A 15,342-nucleotide genomic window follows, 5' to 3' on the forward strand; every position below is an offset into this window, starting at 1 on the left:
CGCGTGGCCGTGCGCGACCCCAGGATGGGAGCATGCCGAACCCCTTCCGGATCCGTGTCGCCACCCTGACCGCCGCCCTGGTGCTGGCCACCTTGCCGACCGGGTGCAGCGACGGTTCCGCGGGCGGGGATCTGACGGCGCAGAAGCTGGACTGGAAGAACTGCCCGGCGCCCGACGAGGCCGAGGGCGGCGGCGAAGCGCCGTCACCGCTGCCCAGCGGCGGCACCTGGCAGTGCGCCACCATGAAGGCGCCCCTGGACTGGTCGAAACCGAAGGGCGCCACCATCGGCCTCGCCCTGATCCGGGCCAGGGCCAGCGGCGACGCGAGCAAACGGATCGGCTCCCTGATCTTCAACTTCGGCGGGCCCGGCGGCAGCGGCGTCACCACGCTCCCCGCGTTCGGCTCCGACTACGCGGCCCTGCGGACCCGCTACGACCTGGTCAGCTTCGACCCGCGCGGAGTCGGCCGCAGCGACCCCGTCGAGTGCGAGGACGACGCCCAGCTCGACAACTACTTCCAGCAGGACGCGACGCCCGACAGCAGCGCCGAGCGCACCCAGCTGATCAACCGCACCAAGCAGTTCAACGCCGCCTGCGAGAAGAACTCCAGGGCGATCCTGCCGCACGTCCGCACCACCGACGCGGCCCGTGACATGGACCTGATGCGCCAGGTCCTCGGCGACACGAAGATGCACTACTTCGGCATCTCCTACGGAACCGAACTCGGCGGCGTCTACGCCCACTTGTTCCCGAAGAACGTGGGCCGGGCCGTCTTCGACGGCGTCGTCGACCCCACCCAGGACACGGAGCAGAGCTCGCTCGGGCAGGCGAAGGGCTTCCAGCTGGCGCTCGACAACTTCGCCGAGGACTGCACGTCGAAGCAGACGGAGTGCCCGATCGGCGACACCCCGCAGGACGTGAAGGACCGTATCGCCAAGCTCCTCGCGGACCTCGACAAGAAGCCGATCCCGGGCATCCTGCCCCGCCAGCTCACCCAGTCCGCCGCCACCAACGGCATCGCGCAGTCCCTGTACTCCAAGGACTTCTGGGAGTACCTCACCGAGGGGCTCGAAGAGGCGTACGACGGCGACGGGAAGATCCTGATGCTGCTGTCCGACTCGATGAACGGCCGCAGCGAGAACGGCGAGTACAGCAACATCACGGCGGCGAACATCGCCATCAACTGCGCCGACGAGAAGCCGCGGTACACCGCCGACTACGTCCAGCAGAAACTGCCCGAGTTCCGCGCCGCCTCGCCGCTGTTCGGCGACTACCTCGCCTGGGGCATGGTCAGCTGCACCAACTGGGCGGTGCCGGGGGCCGCCGACCACCCCGACGTCAGCGCGCCCGGGTCGGCGCCGATCCTGGTCGTGGGCAACACGGGGGATCCGGCGACACCGTACGAGGGCGCGAAGAAGATGGTGGACGCGCTCGGGAAGGGCGTCGGGGTCGAGCTGACGTACAAGGGGCAGGGGCACGGGGCGTACGACAGCAAGAACAAGTGCGTGCAGGGGGCCGTGAACGGCTATTTGCTGGAGGGGACGGTGCCGAAGGCGGGAGCGATCTGTACGTGAGGGCGCTTTGAGAGTGCCGTGCAGTGCACTATGTCGTCTGCGGCACCATCGTGGTTGAGCGCGCAGTTCCCCGCGCCCCTCTGGGGGCGCTGCAGAACCGCAGGTCAGACGGTTATCCACAGGCTTGAACGGCCTTCGCCCGCTCCGCCTACTATGACCTGACCGCTCTCCCGCAACGAATGCGCGGAGAGCCTGTGTGGGGGGTGTGCGCGCATGTTGCGATATGTACGGTGGGCGGCCGCTGTTGCCGCGGGGCTGCTCGTGGCCGGGTGCAGCAGTGGGTCGTCGGGTGGGGACGAGGACGAGGGGAAGGCCTCGTCCGGGCAGCCGTCGGCGGCGACGTCCGCCGCCACGGGCTCGGCCGCCCTGCCCGCCTCCCTCACCTCCCAGAAGCTCGACTGGGGCCGCTGCAAGGCCACGTCGGACTCGGCCGCGCCGGGGGACGAGTGGCGGTGTGCGACGCTCAAGGTGCCGTTGGACTGGGCAAAGCCGGACGGGGAGACGATCGGGCTGGCGCTGATCCGGGAGCAGGCGAGCGGGGGTTCGGGGAAGCGGATCGGCTCGCTGCTGTTCAACTTCGGCGGACCGGGCGGCTCCGGCGTCTCGACGATGCCGTACTTCGCCACCACCGTCTCCGCGCTGCGCGAGCGGTACGACCTGGTGAGCTGGGATCCGCGCGGGGTGGGGGCCAGCGAGGGGATCCGCTGCCGCAGCGACAAGGACGTCCAGAGCGCCGAGTCGATCGACGCCACCCCGGACACCCCGGCGGAGGAGACAGCGTACTTCCAGGACGCCGCGGACTTCGGCAAGGGCTGCGAGAAGGCCGCCGGCAAGCTGATCGCGCATGTCTCGACGACCGACACGGCCCGCGACATGGACCTGATGCGCCAGGTCCTCGGCGACACGAAGATGCACTACTTCGGTATCTCCTACGGCACCGAACTCGGCGGCGTCTACGCCCACTTGTTCCCGAAGAAGGTGGGGCGGCTGATCCTGGACGCGGTGGTGGACCCGACGGCCGACTCGGTCGGCCAGGAGAAGAACCAGGCCGCCGGCTTCCAGCGGGCCCTGGACGACTACCTCAAGTCCACCGGCCAGGACCCGGAACAGGGCTCCCGGAAGATCGTCGATCTGCTGAAGCGGCTGGACGCCACACCGCTGCCCACGTCCTCCGGGCGGAAGCTGACCCAGAGCCTCGCGGTCACCGGCATCGTGCTGCCGCTGTACAGCCAGGACAGCTGGCCGACGCTGACCAGCGCACTCAAGGCGGCCGAGGAGGGTGACGGCTCGGAGCTGCTGTCACTGGCGGACCAGTACAACGAGCGTGACTCCGCGGGGCACTACGGCACGACCACGCACTCCCAACGGGTCATATCGTGCCTGGACGACAAGGAGCGGCCGACGCTCGCCGAGACGAAGAAGCGGCTGGCGGAGTTCGAGAAGGTCTCGCCCGTCTTCGGGGACTTCCTGGGCTGGGACTCGGCCGGCTGGTGCCACGACTGGCCGGTGGCGGGACAGTGGGACACACCGGAGGTGAGCGCACCGGGCGCGGCACCGATCCTGCTGGTCGGCAACACCGGCGACCCGGCCACCCCGTACGAGGGCGCCCGGAGGATGGCCGACGAACTGGGCAAGGGTGTCGGTGTGGAGCTGACCTGGAAGGGCGAGGGCCACGGGGCCTACGGCAGCGGCAGCGACTGCGTGGACTCGGCGGTGAACGCCTACCTGGTGAGCGGCACGGTCCCGAAGGACGGCACGGTCTGCTCATGACGAAGACGGGGGCTTCGGGCACCTGTCGTGCCCGAAGCCCCCGCCCACCGTGGAGCCTGTGCTCAGTAGACCGGCTTCGACGGCTCGATCTGGTTGACCCAGCCGATCACGCCGCCGCCGACGTGGACGGCGTCCGCGAAGCCCGCGGACTTCAGGACCGCGAGGACCTCCGCACTGCGGACACCCGTCTTGCAGTGCAGGACGATCTTCTTGTCCTGGGGCAGGCCCTCCAGGGCGGTGCCGAGGAGGAACTCGTTCTTCGGGATCAGCTTGGCGCCCGGAATGGAGACGATCTCGTACTCGTTCGGCTCGCGGACGTCGATGATCTCGATGTTCTCGCCGTCGTCGATCCACTCCTTGAGCTGCTTGGGAGTGATCGTCGAGCCGGCGGCCGCCTGCTGGGCCTCCTCGGAGACGACGCCGCAGAAGGCCTCGTAGTCGATGAGCTCGGTGACGGTCGGGTTCTCGCCGCAGACCGCGCAGTTCGGGTCCTTGCGGACCTTGACCTGGCGGTACTGCATCTCCAGGGCGTCGTAGATCATCAGGCGGCCGAGGAGGGGCTCACCGGTGCCGGTGAGGACCTTGATGGCCTCGGTGACCTGGATGGAGCCGATGGACGCGCACAGCACGCCCAGGACGCCGCCCTCGGCGCAGGAGGGGACCATGCCCGGCGGCGGGGGCTCCGGGTACAGGCAGCGGTAGCAGGGGCCGTACTCGGACCAGAAGACCGAGGCCTGGCCGTCGAAGCGGTAGATGGAGCCCCAGACGTACGGCTTGTTCAGCAGCACGCAGGCGTCGTTCACCAGGTAGCGGGTGGCGAAGTTGTCCGTGCCGTCGACGATCAGGTCGTACTGGCTGAAGATGTCCATCACGTTCTCGGCCTCGAGCCGCTCTTCGTGAAGGATCACGTCCACGTACGGGTTGATGCCCTTGACCGTGTCACGGGCGGACTCGGCCTTGGAGCGGCCGATGTCGGCCTGGCTGTGGATGATCTGGCGCTGCAGGTTCGACTCGTCGACCTCGTCGAACTCCACGATGCCCAGGGTGCCGACGCCCGCGGCGGCCAGGTACATCAGCGCCGGCGAGCCCAGGCCGCCGGCGCCCACACAGAGCACCTTGGCGTTCTTCAGCCGCTTCTGCCCGTCCATCCCGACGTCGGGGATGATCAGGTGGCGGGAGTACCTGCGGACCTCGTCTACGGTGAGCTCAGAGGCTGGCTCGACCAGGGGTGGCAGCGACACGGGGACTCCGTTGATCGGTCTATCACTACAGTTGTTCTCCCTGTAACACTGCCACGGGCTTCTTCATTCCGAGACACCTGTTCCGATCCGCGAGACGAATTCGTCCCAGTAGCCGGGCATGGCCTCCCAGGGATCGGCCCGGCCCCAGCGATCGGTCCGGTCGGTGAAGTAGATGGTGGCGGCGCCCTGCCAGCGGGCGATGCGCAGTGCCTCGTCGAGGTGGCCGAGGGGCACGCCGTGCACGAAGTGGCAGAAGCGGTCGGGCGGGTAGTCGGCGGTCCACTCGGCGACCTGGGACCAGCGGTAGTCGCTCCAGGGACCGGCGAAGGTCACCAGCTGGTCGGCGTTCTCGGCGTAGCCCGGGTGGGGGTGGGTGCCGTGCCCGAGGACTATGTGGGTGTCGTCACCGATGGCGCGGAGCGCGGCGACCGCGCGGCGGATCTCGGGGAGCGCGGTGCGCTCGGTGGGGCAGCGGTCCAGCAGGAAGCCGTCGACGCGGTACCAGTCGTGGAAGTGCTGGGCGTCGGTGATCAGGTCGCCGTGGGAGCGGGCGCCGTAGGTGGTGTCCAGGTGGCCGAGGACGCGGACGCCCGCGTTGCGGAGCCGGCCGGCCGCCTCCAGGCAGTGCGGGTCGGGGAGGCTGCCGGGGCCGTTCGCCACGTTGAGGACGACCCAGTGCAGGGGTGTGCCCGGGCGGGTGAGTTCGGCCCACTGGGCGGGGGCGAGGAGGGGGTGGGCGTAGCCGGGGACGCCGACGGCGGGGCGGACGCCGGTGGTCGCGGCGCCCGCCCTGGTACTGGTCAGATGCGGCACGCCGCCTCCATCCAGATGTCCGCGAGGGACTCCTCGAGGTTGATGCGGGGGCGCCAGCCGAGCCGGTCGCGGGCACAGCGCACGTCGGCCTGCTGCCAGCTGCCGCAGCCGTCCGGGTACGGGTACGCGACGGGGCCCGTGTGCTCGCCGTCCATCCGGGGGTGGCCGATGGCGCCGCGCAGCGGGCCCGGCGGGCCGTCCAGTTCGTGCAGGGCGCCGCCGTATCCGGCGACCCGGGCGAGGACGGCGGCGGCGTCGCGGAGCCGGACGGCGCGGCCGGAGCCGATGTTGATGACGCCCTGGGCGGCGGAGAGCGAGGCCGCGTGGACGGCGCGGGCGACGTCGCGTACGTCGATGAAGTCGCGCTGGGCGCCGAGTCCGCCGAGTTTGAGTTCGCCGTCGCCGGACTGCATGGCGCGGCGCATCGCCTCGGCCAGGCGGCCGAGGGGTGAGCCGGCCGGCGTGCCGGGTCCGGCGGGCGAGAAGACGCGCAGGACGACGGCGTCGAGGCCGGAGCCGAGGACGAGTTCGGTGGCGGCGAGCTTGCTGACCCCGTACGGGCCTCCGGGGCGTGGCACGGCGTCCTCGGCGGTGGAGGAGCCGGGCTGGCTCGGGCCGTACTCGGAGCTGCAGCCGACCTGCACCAGGCGGGCGCCGCAGCCGCTGCGGCGCAGGGCCTCGCAGACGGTGGCGACGGCGACGGTGTTGTGCCGGGTGAGTTCCCGGGCGCCGCCGCGGGTGGCGCCGGCGCAGTTCACGATGACGCCCGGGTGGACCGCGTCGAGGAAGCGGGTGAGCGCGCCGGGGCTGCCGGTGGCGAGGTCGAAGCGGACGTCGGCGTCGTCGCCGCGGCCGAGCGCGGTGAGCTGGACGGCCGGGTCGGCGAGCAGCCGGTCGGCGACGAAGCGGCCGAGGTATCCGTTGGCTCCGATCAGCAGAACCCTCATCGCGCGGCTCCCGGGGTGTGTGCTCCGGCGACTCCGGTGGTTCCGGCGCTTCCGGTGGTTCCGGACGCTCCGGGTCCGGGTCGGGAGGTGGTCATCTGGTGGTCTCCTTCAAGGGGTGGTGCGGTTGCCTCAGGCGGGGTGCCGGGGGCCCGCCGCCGGGGCGGCTCGGTGAGGCGTGCGAGGTCGTCGGCGGTTCTGCTCATTCCGGATCTCCCGTCGGCGCGTGGGCCGAGGCCCGGGTGAGGGTGCGGGTCGCGCGGAACAGCAGCGCGAGGGCGGCGGCGCCGCAGACGAGGGCCGGGACGCTGCCCGCTCCCCAGGCGTCGACCAGGGCGTCGACGGGGGCGGCCAGGAAGGCGCAGCCGGGCAGTCGGCCGGCCAGAACGAGGGCCACGGCCGCCGCTTCCGTGGCGGCCGCGACGGCGAGTACGGGTCCCAGCGGGACGCTGTGGACGGCGAGGAGGCGGGCGAGTAGGAGGAGGGCGCCGAGGGCGAGGGCGGCCGGGTAGCCGGCGGGTTCGCCGAGGGCGGCGCCGCACAGGGCGAGCAGGGCGGTGAGGGCGCCGAGGAAAAGGGCGAACGTGCAGAGCAGCAACGGCTGTACGGCCCCGGTGAACTCCTCCAGGCCCCGGCTCGCCGCAAGCCTGCGGCGGGCGCCCGCCGTGAAGAGGCGGGCGCTCCAGGCGGCCGGGGCGCAGGCCAGGGTGAGCGCGAGGACGGGGGCCGTGGTCACCGGCCAGGGGCCGTCGGCGGCACCGGTCGGGAGGCCGTCGGGGCCGCCGTCCACGACGGCCCGCAGCAGGCCGTCGCCGAGCAGGGCGTAGGCGAGGAGCCAGCAGGTCCACCCGCGGGTGCCGGTGGCGGTGCGCCAGGCGGGCGTTCGGGCCGGTGCGGCCAGGGGGCCGCGGCGCAGGACCGGGCGTACGGCCAGGGCGACGGCGAGCACGCCGGCGGCTGCCGCGAGGAGGCGGGGGCGGCCCTCGGTGAGCCGTACGCCGGTCACGGCCGCCGCGCACACGGCGCCGGGGAGAAGCGTGAGCAGTACCCGGTCGGCGCGCACGCGGGGCACGGGCTCCGGTTCGGGAGGCGGGCGTCGGTCGCCGTCGCGGGGCACGCGCGCGTAGAGCTCTTCCGCGAGGGAGAAGACGTCACGGTGCCGGAAGCGGGCGGCGGTGCGGTCGGTGACGCCGTGCACTTCGAGGCCGGCCGCGATCTCCAGCGGGTCCACGGCCCGCTCGCAGAGTGCGCGGTGCCGGTGCATCAGCGCCTTCACCGGGTCGGCGGCGGCGCCTCGGCGAGGTGTCGTTCTGCGGCTGCCGATGAGGCCCGGCCCAGGGTCCTCGGCGGCAGCCGGGCCGCCCGGGGCGACCCCGCCGGACACCGGTGTCCCGCTCGCGGGGAAGGCGTGCCCCGGGACCTCCTCGTCCGCTCCCAGGAGCCACCCCTCCGACCGCGTGTCCCAGGCGTCGGCCGCGCCGGGACGCCCGGGCCGGTCCAGCTCTCCCAGGCCGCCGCTCACCGTGCCGCCCTCGTCGCCGTTCACAGCGCCCCCTCGGTGGCCGTGAGCGGGGTGGCCCGTACGGGGGTGGGCCGCAGGGCGGTACCCAGGGCCCAGCCGGGCCCGGCGCGATGCGCGACGCGGGCCGTGGGGCCGGTCCAACGGCCCGGCACGTGGGCCTCGGCCGGGACGGCGAACGGCAGGGGCTCGCCCGCCTGGTCGAGAACGACCCGGCGTACCGGACAGTGCGAGACGATCTCCAGGTAAATGCTGTGAAATGCCGCGATGTTCTGCTCGACGGTGAACAGTTCGAGCGCCCGGGCGCGCGCGGCGGCTCCGAGGCGCTCCCGGCGCTCGGGGTCCCGCAGCAGCGCCACGCACGCCTCCGCGAGTGCCCGCGGATTGCGCGGGGGGACGACGAGCCCGGTGCCGCCGATGGCCTCCACCACGGCGCCGACGTCCGTGGAGACGGTCGCCCGGCCGCAGAACATCGCTTCGACGAGTCCCACCGGGAAGCCCTCGACGACGCTGGAGAGGACGACGACCGCGCCGGACGCGTAGGCGTCGGCGAGGGTCGGCGCCTCCGGGCCGCCTATCTCGTCGAAGGAGACCGGGTTGTCGCCGACGGCGTGCACGCCCTCGGCCTCGTCGGGGAAGAGCTGTGCGGCGAGCGCCCTGCAGTGCCCCAGATAGGCCTCGCCCGCCGGCCCCGCCGGGGCGCCCACGACCCGCAGTCGCGCCTTGGGCTCCTCCTTGCGGACCTCGGCGAAGGCGTGCAGCAGCGACACCAGGTCCTTGGCCGGCTCGATCCGGCCGACCCACACGAGCGTGTCCGGATCGGCCCGGTCCGGGGCCTCGCCCACCTCGGTGAAGCGGGCGGCCTCCATGCCGGGATGCACGGTACGGATGCGGGCGCGGTCGGCGCCGCAGCGCTCCTGCCAGCGACGGGCGTGCGCGTTGCCCGGCGTGATGATCGCGGCGCGGCGGTAGACCTCGGCGGCGAGCCGGCCGTGGAAGGCGGCGAGCAGCGCGCGTACGGCGGGGGTGGCCGCGTCGGGGCCGGCGGCGAGGTAGTGCGCGCGCAGCTGCACGCCGTACTCGGTGACCAGCAGCGGCACGCCGGAGAAGTGCCCGGCGAGCAGGCCGGCCAGGGCGGCCGGGCCGCCGGCGGTGGCGTGGCAGAGATCGGCCGCGCCGAGGCCGTCGTCGCCGTACCAGTCCAGGGAGAGGGGGCGCAGGGCGCGTTCGAGGTGTGCGGCGACGGCGAGCAGATCGGGCACGCGCGCGTCGCGGGCCGTACCGAGTGCGCCGGGTGCGCGACAGGCGCGCTCCAGTGCGCGCACGGCGGTGTCGGAGCGGAGCGCCCCGGCCAGGCCGCCCTCGTCACGGGCGAGTTCGGCGAGTCCGTGGAGCGCGTTGCCGAAACGGTCCGTCAGAGAATCGGGCACGGCCCGGGGGCCGACCGCGTCGCCCGGCCCGTTCGAGCCGTCCGGGCCGTTCAAGCCGACCGCGCCGTCCCCGTCATCCGTTCCGTACGCGGCCGGACCGGCGCACAGCACCCCCACGAACTCGCTGTAGCTCTCGGCGAAGCGCCGGCGCGCGCGCCGTCCGTACCTGACACCGTCCTCGTCCGCGGTCCACAGAGGAGCCGTCCGGACCCGGCTGACGTGCGACGGTAGCGGCAGCCAGCCCTCGTCCTCCTGGCGCCGGGTGCGGCTGAGCGCGTAGAGGTCGAACTCGTGCCGCCCGAGCCCGCGCACGAGCCGGTCGCACCAGAGTCCGGCGTCACCGCCCACATACGGATAGCCACCCTCCGTAACCAGTCCGATGCGCACGTGTGCACCCCCGATCGATCTCCCGTATGGGGAGCCACCGTGGCTCGGCGGCTCGCAGCGGGACGAAGGTATGCGGACAAGGCGGTGGCGCGACGGACGGTTGTCCATCGCGCCACCAAAAGGGGTGAACGGTCGTAACTTTCCCGTGCGGGTCGCGTTCGGTCGCGCTAGGCGACCGAGCGGCGGCGGAACGTCACCCCCGGATCCGTGTGCAGAACTGCGGAAACGTCACGCCGACGCCAGTTCCCGGCGCGCCGCCCGCCGCCGGGCCGCGGCCTCGGGGTCCAGAGCGGGTACGGCGGCCAGCAACTGCCTGGTGTACGGGTCCTGGGGGTTGTCGTAGACCTCGTCGGCCGGCCCGGTCTCGACGATCCGGCCGCGCCGCATGACCGCGACCCGGTCGCTCACCTGACGCACGACGGCGAGGTCGTGGGCGACGAAGACGAGCGCGAGCCCGAGTTCGCGCTGGAGTTCGCCGAGCAGGGCGACGACCTGGGCCTGGGTGGTGACGTCCAGCGCGGAGACCGGCTCGTCGCAGACGATGACGCGCGGGTCGGCCGCGAGTGCCCGCGCGATGCCGACGCGCTGGCGCTGGCCGCCGCTGAACTCGTGCGGGTAGCGCTGGTAGTGCGCCCCTTCGAGCCCCACGCGCTCCAGCAGTTCGATCACGCGCCCCCGGATGCGCCCCTCATCCCGCTCACCCCGCGCCCGCAGCGGGTCGGCGATCGACTCGCCGACGCTGCGCCGCGGGTTGAGGGAGGACACCGGGTCCTGGAAGACCATCTGGACGGCCGGGTTCACGCCCACGCGCGCGCGGCCGTCGTAACGGACCTCCCCCGCCGTCGGCTCCAGCAGCCCGACCAGCATCCGGCCGAGGGTGGTCTTGCCGCTGCCGCTCTCGCCGACGACGCCGAGGGTCTCGCCCCGGTGCACGGTCAGCGTGACGTCGTCCACGGCCGCGAACGCCCGCTTCCCACGTCCGAACTCGCGGCGCAGGCCCTTCGCCTCCAGGACGACCTCCTCGGAGGCCTGTGAGGGCGCGCGCACCGCGTCCACGCGCGGGACGGCGGAGAGCAGTTCCCGGGTGTACGGCTCGGCGGGCGCGCCGAGCACGGCGGCGACCGGCCCCTGTTCGACCACGCGCCCGTGCCGCATGACGAGCACCCGGTCGACGCTCTCGGCGGCGACGCCCACGTCGTGGGTGACCAGCAGCAGGCCCATGCCGGTCTCCTCGCGCAGGGTGTGCAGCAGGTCGAGGATCTGGGCCTGGACGGTCACGTCGAGGGCGGTGGTGGGCTCGTCCGCGATGAGCAGCTCGGGCTCGCAGGCGAGCGCCATGGCGATCAGCGCGCGCTGCCGCATGCCGCCGCTGAACTCGTGCGGGCGGGACCGGGACCGGCGCGGGGCGTCCGGGATGCCGACCCGGTCGAGCACCTCCACGGCACGCACGCGTGCGGCGCGCCGGGACGCGCGCGTGTGCACGCGGTACACCTCGGCGATCTGGTCGCCGATCGCGTAGTACGGGTCGAGGGACGACAGCGGGTCCTGGAAGACCATCGCCGCCTTCGCGCCGCGCAGCTTCCGCAGTTCGCCGTCGGAGGCGGCCTGTACGTCGGTGCCGGCGACCTCGATCGAGCCGCCGAGCAGCGCTCCCGTGCCGTGGTGCAGGCCCAGCAGGGCCGAGGCGACCGTGGACTTGCCGGAGCCGGACTCGCCGACCAGGGCGAGGGCGGCGCCGCGCTCCAGGGTGAACGACAGCCCGTCCACGGCCCGCAGGTCGCCGAACTGGACGGTCAGATCAGTGACTTGGACGAGACTCACGTCAGTACCACCCGTCGGTCGGCCACCGCGTACAGCACGTCCGCGACGGCGTTGGCGAGGACCACGAAGAAGCCGACGACGAGGACCATGCCGACGACGACGGGCAGGTCGACCACGCTGACGGCGTGGACGAGTTCCTGGCCCAGGCCGGGCAGTCCGAACAGCGTCTCGGTGAGCACGGCACCGCCGACGGCCGAGCCGAAGTTGTTGGCGTTCAGCGCGATGACCGGCGCGAGCGCCCCGCGCAGGGCGTGCCGTCCGACGATCGACCGCTCGCCGACGCCGTACGCGCGGAAGGTGCGGATGTGGTCCTCGGCCAGGGTCTCCAGCATCGACGCCCGGGTCATCCGGGCGAACGAGGCGGACTCGATGAGGGCGAGGGAGAGCCAGGGCAGCAGCAGGTTCCACGCCCACTGCTCGGGGTCGTCGGTGAACTTCACGTACTGCGGGAAGGGCAGCAGTTGCAGTTCGCCGCAGACGACGATCATCAGCACCAGGCCGATGACGAAGACCGGCGTGGCCCAGCCCGCCAGCGTGAGGCCGGTCAGCACCCGCTCGGTGAGCCGGCCGCGGCGCCAGACGGAGAGCACGCCCGTGCCGACGCCCAGGATCAGCCACAGCACCATCGCTCCGGTCACCAGCGAGAGGCTGACCGGGAGCCTGGTCAGGATGATGCTCAGGACCTGCTGGTCGGTCTGGTAGGACAGGCCGAGGCAGGGCGCGGAGCAGTGCTCCACGGAGGTGCCGGTGGAGTAGTCCTGGCCGACGACCAGGCCCTCCAGGAAGTGCCAGTAGCGCACGTACAGGGGGTCGTCGAGGTGCAGTTGCTGGGCCACCTGGTGCACCTGCTCCGGGGAGCAGCGCGGGCCGCAGGTGATCTGGGCGACGTTGCCCGGGGTGACGTAGAAGACGACGTAGACGATCACCGAGATGGCGAGCAGGGTCGCCAGGGTGCCGATGGTGCGGCGGAGCAGGAAGCCGCCGAAGCCGTTCACGCGGATTCCTCCTTCGCCGTCCCGGCCGCGCGCCTGCGGCCGGTGCCGACGCCGAGCCGGGAGGCGGCGCGCGGGTCCAGGGCGGTGCGGACGCCGTCGCCGAGGACGGCCAGCGCGAGGACGGTCACGAACAGCGCACCGGCCGGCAGGAGCAGGTACTGCGGGGCCGCCTGGTACCAGACGTCGGCGGCGGTGAGCATCTGGCCCCACGAGGGCGTCGGCGGCTTCACGCCGACGCCGAGGAAGGACAGGGCCGCCTCGACGCTGATGTTGACCGGGATGAGGATCGAGGCGTACGTGATGACCGGCGCCGCCAGGCCGGGCAGCAGCTCGCGGCGGGCGATGCGCCAGGCACCCCAGCCGCTGAGCCGCGCGGCGGCGACGTAGTCGAGCCCCTTCAGGGTGAGGGTCTGGGCGCGCACGATCTTCGCGATGCTGCCCCAGGAGATGAGCCCGATGACGAGGGTGACCAGGACGGGCCGGGGGAAGCTCTGCGGCACGATCGCGAGCAGTGCCAGTGACATGATCATCAGGGGCAGCGCGACGATGATTTCCGTGATCCGGCTCAACAGTTGATCAATCCATCCACCGCCGAGCGCGGCCGCCACGCCGACGATCAGACCGAGGAGGACCTGGATCACGGTCGCCGCGAACGCGACGCCCAGGGACACCCGCGCCCCGTACACCAGCCGTGCGAACAGGTCCCGCCCGGTCTGCGGCTCCACGCCGAGCCAGTGGTCGGCGGAGATGCCGCCGAGGGAGCCGATCGGCACGCCACCGCGCGCGGAGTCGATGAGGGAGGGGTGGTAGGTGGTCGGGTCCTGGCCCTCCAGGGCGGTGAGCAGCGGCGCGGCGAGCGCGACCAGGACGAGCAGCGCGACGATCCCCGCCGCGACCGTGGCGGCCCGCTGCGCACGCAGCCGCCGCCAGAACTGACGAGCCCCCGAAGCCCCCGAGGCGAGTGCCTCGGGGGCCTGGGGGGCGACAAGTGCCTCGCTCACGGTGCTACTTCACCGCGACCTGGGAGATGTCCAGGACACCGGTCCAGTCGCTGATCACGACGTTCTTGATGTCCTTGCCGACCAGTCGCTTGTAGACCGGGTGGAACAGCGGCACGGTCAGGGCCTGGGCGCCGATCTTCTGGTCCAGTGCACCCCACCGCTTGGCGGCCGCGTCAAGATCCGTCAACTTGTTGATCGCATCAATCTCGGCGTTGACCGAAGCATCGTTGAGCTGGGAGGCGTTGAAGTTGGCGCCGTCCTTGACGATCTGGCGGCCGTCGAAGATCGGGGCGAGGAAGGGGCCGCCGGAGGGCCAGTCGGCACCCCACGCGGCGAGGAAGAAGCCGGGCTCGGTCTTCACGCTGTGGACGGTGTCGGAGTAGTTGTTGTCCTCCAGACCCTGGAGCTTGACCGTGATGCCGGCCTTCTTGAGGGCGTCCTGGATCGCGGTCGCGATCTCGGGGCTCGTCTTGAAGTTGTCGGCGTTGTCGTGGGTCAGCGTGACGGTGAGCCCGTTCGGGTAACCGGCCTCCTTCAGCAGCTCCTTGGCCTTGGCCGCGTTGCCGGTGTCACCCGCCGGGAAGAGGTCGTACGGCGTGTAGCCGAAGGACTTCTGGTTGGGCAGGAACGTGGTCGCGGGCTCGGCGAGGGCGCTGCCGCCCGCCGCGTTGACCACGGACGACCGGTCGACGGCGTACGAGATCGCCTGCCGCACCTTGGGGTTGTCGAACGGCTTGACCTTCGGGTTGAACGCTATGTAGTTCGTGTAGCCGAAGTGGCCGGTGCCGACGCGCGCGGCGAGTTCCTTGTCGCCGGTCACCTTGGCGAGTTCGGCCGGGCCGAGGTTGGTGTCCGTCGTCACGGCGGCCGCGTCCGTCCCCTGGGACGACGACAGCCGCTGGTTGATCACGGACGAGTCGAGGCCGGACTGCACGTCGATCTTGTCCGGGTACGCCTTGCGCTGGTCGTCGACGGCCGCGGACCAGTACTTGTTGCGCTCCAGGACCAGGTGCTCACCGTCGTTCTCGTTCTTCACGACCTTGTAGGGGCCGGACGAGACCGGGTGCTCCTCGTACTTGGTGCCCGTGTCCTTGGCCTGCGGGACCGGCGTGAACTGCGTCTGCGTGGCCAGGAACGGGAACTCGCCCTCGGGCTTGTTGAGGTGGAAGACGATCGTCCGGCTGTCCGGCGTCTCGATCGCCGAGAGCCCCTTCTTGTCCTTGTACGGCCCCTGGTAGTCGGCGGCGCCGACCAGCCAGTCCCGCAGGTAGGGCGCACCGCCGGAGAGCTCGGGCGCGAAGGAGCGCTCGATGCCGTACTTGATGTCGGCGGACGTGATCGCGGTGCCGTCCTCGTACTTGAGGCCCGCCTTCAGGGTGTACGTCCACACGGTCGCGTTCTTGCTGGGGCGCCCGGTGTCGGTGGCCAGGTCGGGGACGACCTTGGTGCCGGCGGCGCCGTTCGCGCGGTTGCGGGTGGTGAGCGTACGGAAGACCAGGGAGGGCACGTTGCCGCCGCCGGAGGTGTACAGGCGGGCCGGGTCGAAGTCCGTCTGGGGGTCGGAGTTCAGGACGGTGAGCGTGCCGCCCTTGTGCGGCGTGGAGTCGCCACTGGAGCCGTTGGCATCGTTGTCCTTCGGCCCGCAGGCAGCGGCGCCCGCTGCCACGACCAGGGCAAGCGAAACGTACGCCGCGCGGGCGCTGGTTACGGACGGGTGACGCATCGGAATGACGACCTCTCGGAAGGCGAGTCTCGATTGGTGAGACAGATTGACGAGGAGTGAGACGAAAGTGAACAGACGTCTGCCCGGGCGTCAGGTCGCCGAAAGAGCCGTGACCCAGGTCACG

The 15,342-nt window shown here is 72.1% G+C and carries 11 protein-coding genes; 2 read left to right on the top strand and 9 right to left on the bottom strand.

The window, feature by feature from the left end:
- Positions 1-32: 32 nt before the first annotated feature.
- Together ABT137_RS21260 and ABT137_RS21265 are read left to right on the top strand one after the other, a co-directional pair.
- The gene (locus tag ABT137_RS21260; protein ID WP_351711065.1) at positions 33-1,574 is read left to right on the top strand and encodes an alpha/beta hydrolase; all 1,542 of its coding nucleotides are present in this window, start codon (positions 33-35) and stop codon (positions 1,572-1,574) included.
- A 213-nt stretch (positions 1,575-1,787) separates the two neighbouring features.
- On the top strand, positions 1,788-3,344 hold the full coding sequence (locus tag ABT137_RS21265; RefSeq protein WP_351711067.1) for an alpha/beta hydrolase: 1,557 nt from the start codon (positions 1,788-1,790) through the stop codon (positions 3,342-3,344).
- A gap of 62 nt (positions 3,345-3,406) precedes the next feature.
- Here ABT137_RS21265 and moeZ read toward each other — a convergent pair whose 3' ends face one another.
- The 9 genes from moeZ to ABT137_RS21310 form a co-directional block, all read right to left on the bottom strand.
- Positions 3,407-4,585, bottom strand: a complete 1,179-nt coding sequence (gene moeZ, locus ABT137_RS21270; RefSeq protein WP_351711069.1) for an adenylyltransferase/sulfurtransferase MoeZ — start codon at positions 4,583-4,585, stop codon at positions 3,407-3,409.
- Positions 4,586-4,648: 63 nt separating this feature from the next.
- On the bottom strand, positions 4,649-5,398 hold the full coding sequence (locus tag ABT137_RS21275) for a spherulation-specific family 4 protein (protein WP_351711071.1): 750 nt from the start codon (positions 5,396-5,398) through the stop codon (positions 4,649-4,651).
- Complete coding sequence (locus tag ABT137_RS21280) at positions 5,386-6,345, bottom strand: NAD-dependent epimerase/dehydratase family protein (protein ID WP_351711073.1); 960 nt, start codon at positions 6,343-6,345, stop codon at positions 5,386-5,388. The genes ABT137_RS21275 and ABT137_RS21280 overlap by 13 nt, the downstream gene beginning before the upstream one ends.
- A gap of 199 nt (positions 6,346-6,544) precedes the next feature.
- On the bottom strand, positions 6,545-7,888 hold the full coding sequence (locus ABT137_RS21285; protein WP_351711075.1) for a hypothetical protein: 1,344 nt from the start codon (positions 7,886-7,888) through the stop codon (positions 6,545-6,547).
- Positions 7,885-9,678, bottom strand: coding sequence for a DUF3492 domain-containing protein (locus ABT137_RS21290; RefSeq protein ID WP_351711077.1), 1,794 nt, complete (start codon positions 9,676-9,678; stop codon positions 7,885-7,887). Before ABT137_RS21290 ends, ABT137_RS21285 begins: the two co-directional genes overlap by 4 nt.
- A gap of 228 nt (positions 9,679-9,906) precedes the next feature.
- Positions 9,907-11,499 (bottom strand): dipeptide ABC transporter ATP-binding protein, encoded by a 1,593-nt coding sequence (locus ABT137_RS21295; protein ID WP_351711079.1) that lies wholly within the window; start codon positions 11,497-11,499, stop codon positions 9,907-9,909.
- The gene (locus ABT137_RS21300) at positions 11,496-12,494 is read right to left on the bottom strand and encodes an ABC transporter permease (RefSeq protein WP_351711081.1); all 999 of its coding nucleotides are present in this window, start codon (positions 12,492-12,494) and stop codon (positions 11,496-11,498) included. The genes ABT137_RS21295 and ABT137_RS21300 overlap by 4 nt, the downstream gene beginning before the upstream one ends.
- On the bottom strand, positions 12,491-13,495 hold the full coding sequence (locus tag ABT137_RS21305; protein ID WP_351711083.1) for an ABC transporter permease: 1,005 nt from the start codon (positions 13,493-13,495) through the stop codon (positions 12,491-12,493). Before ABT137_RS21305 ends, ABT137_RS21300 begins: the two co-directional genes overlap by 4 nt.
- Positions 13,496-13,499: 4 nt before the next feature.
- A complete protein-coding gene (locus ABT137_RS21310) occupies positions 13,500-15,218 on the bottom strand; it encodes an ABC transporter substrate-binding protein (RefSeq protein WP_351711085.1) in 1,719 nt (572 codons plus the stop codon).
- Between the last annotated feature and the right edge of the window lie 124 nt (positions 15,219-15,342).

The sequence above is a fragment of the Streptomyces sp. NPDC001980 genome (assembly GCF_040296885.1).
Classification (GTDB): domain Bacteria; phylum Actinomycetota; class Actinomycetes; order Streptomycetales; family Streptomycetaceae; genus Streptomyces.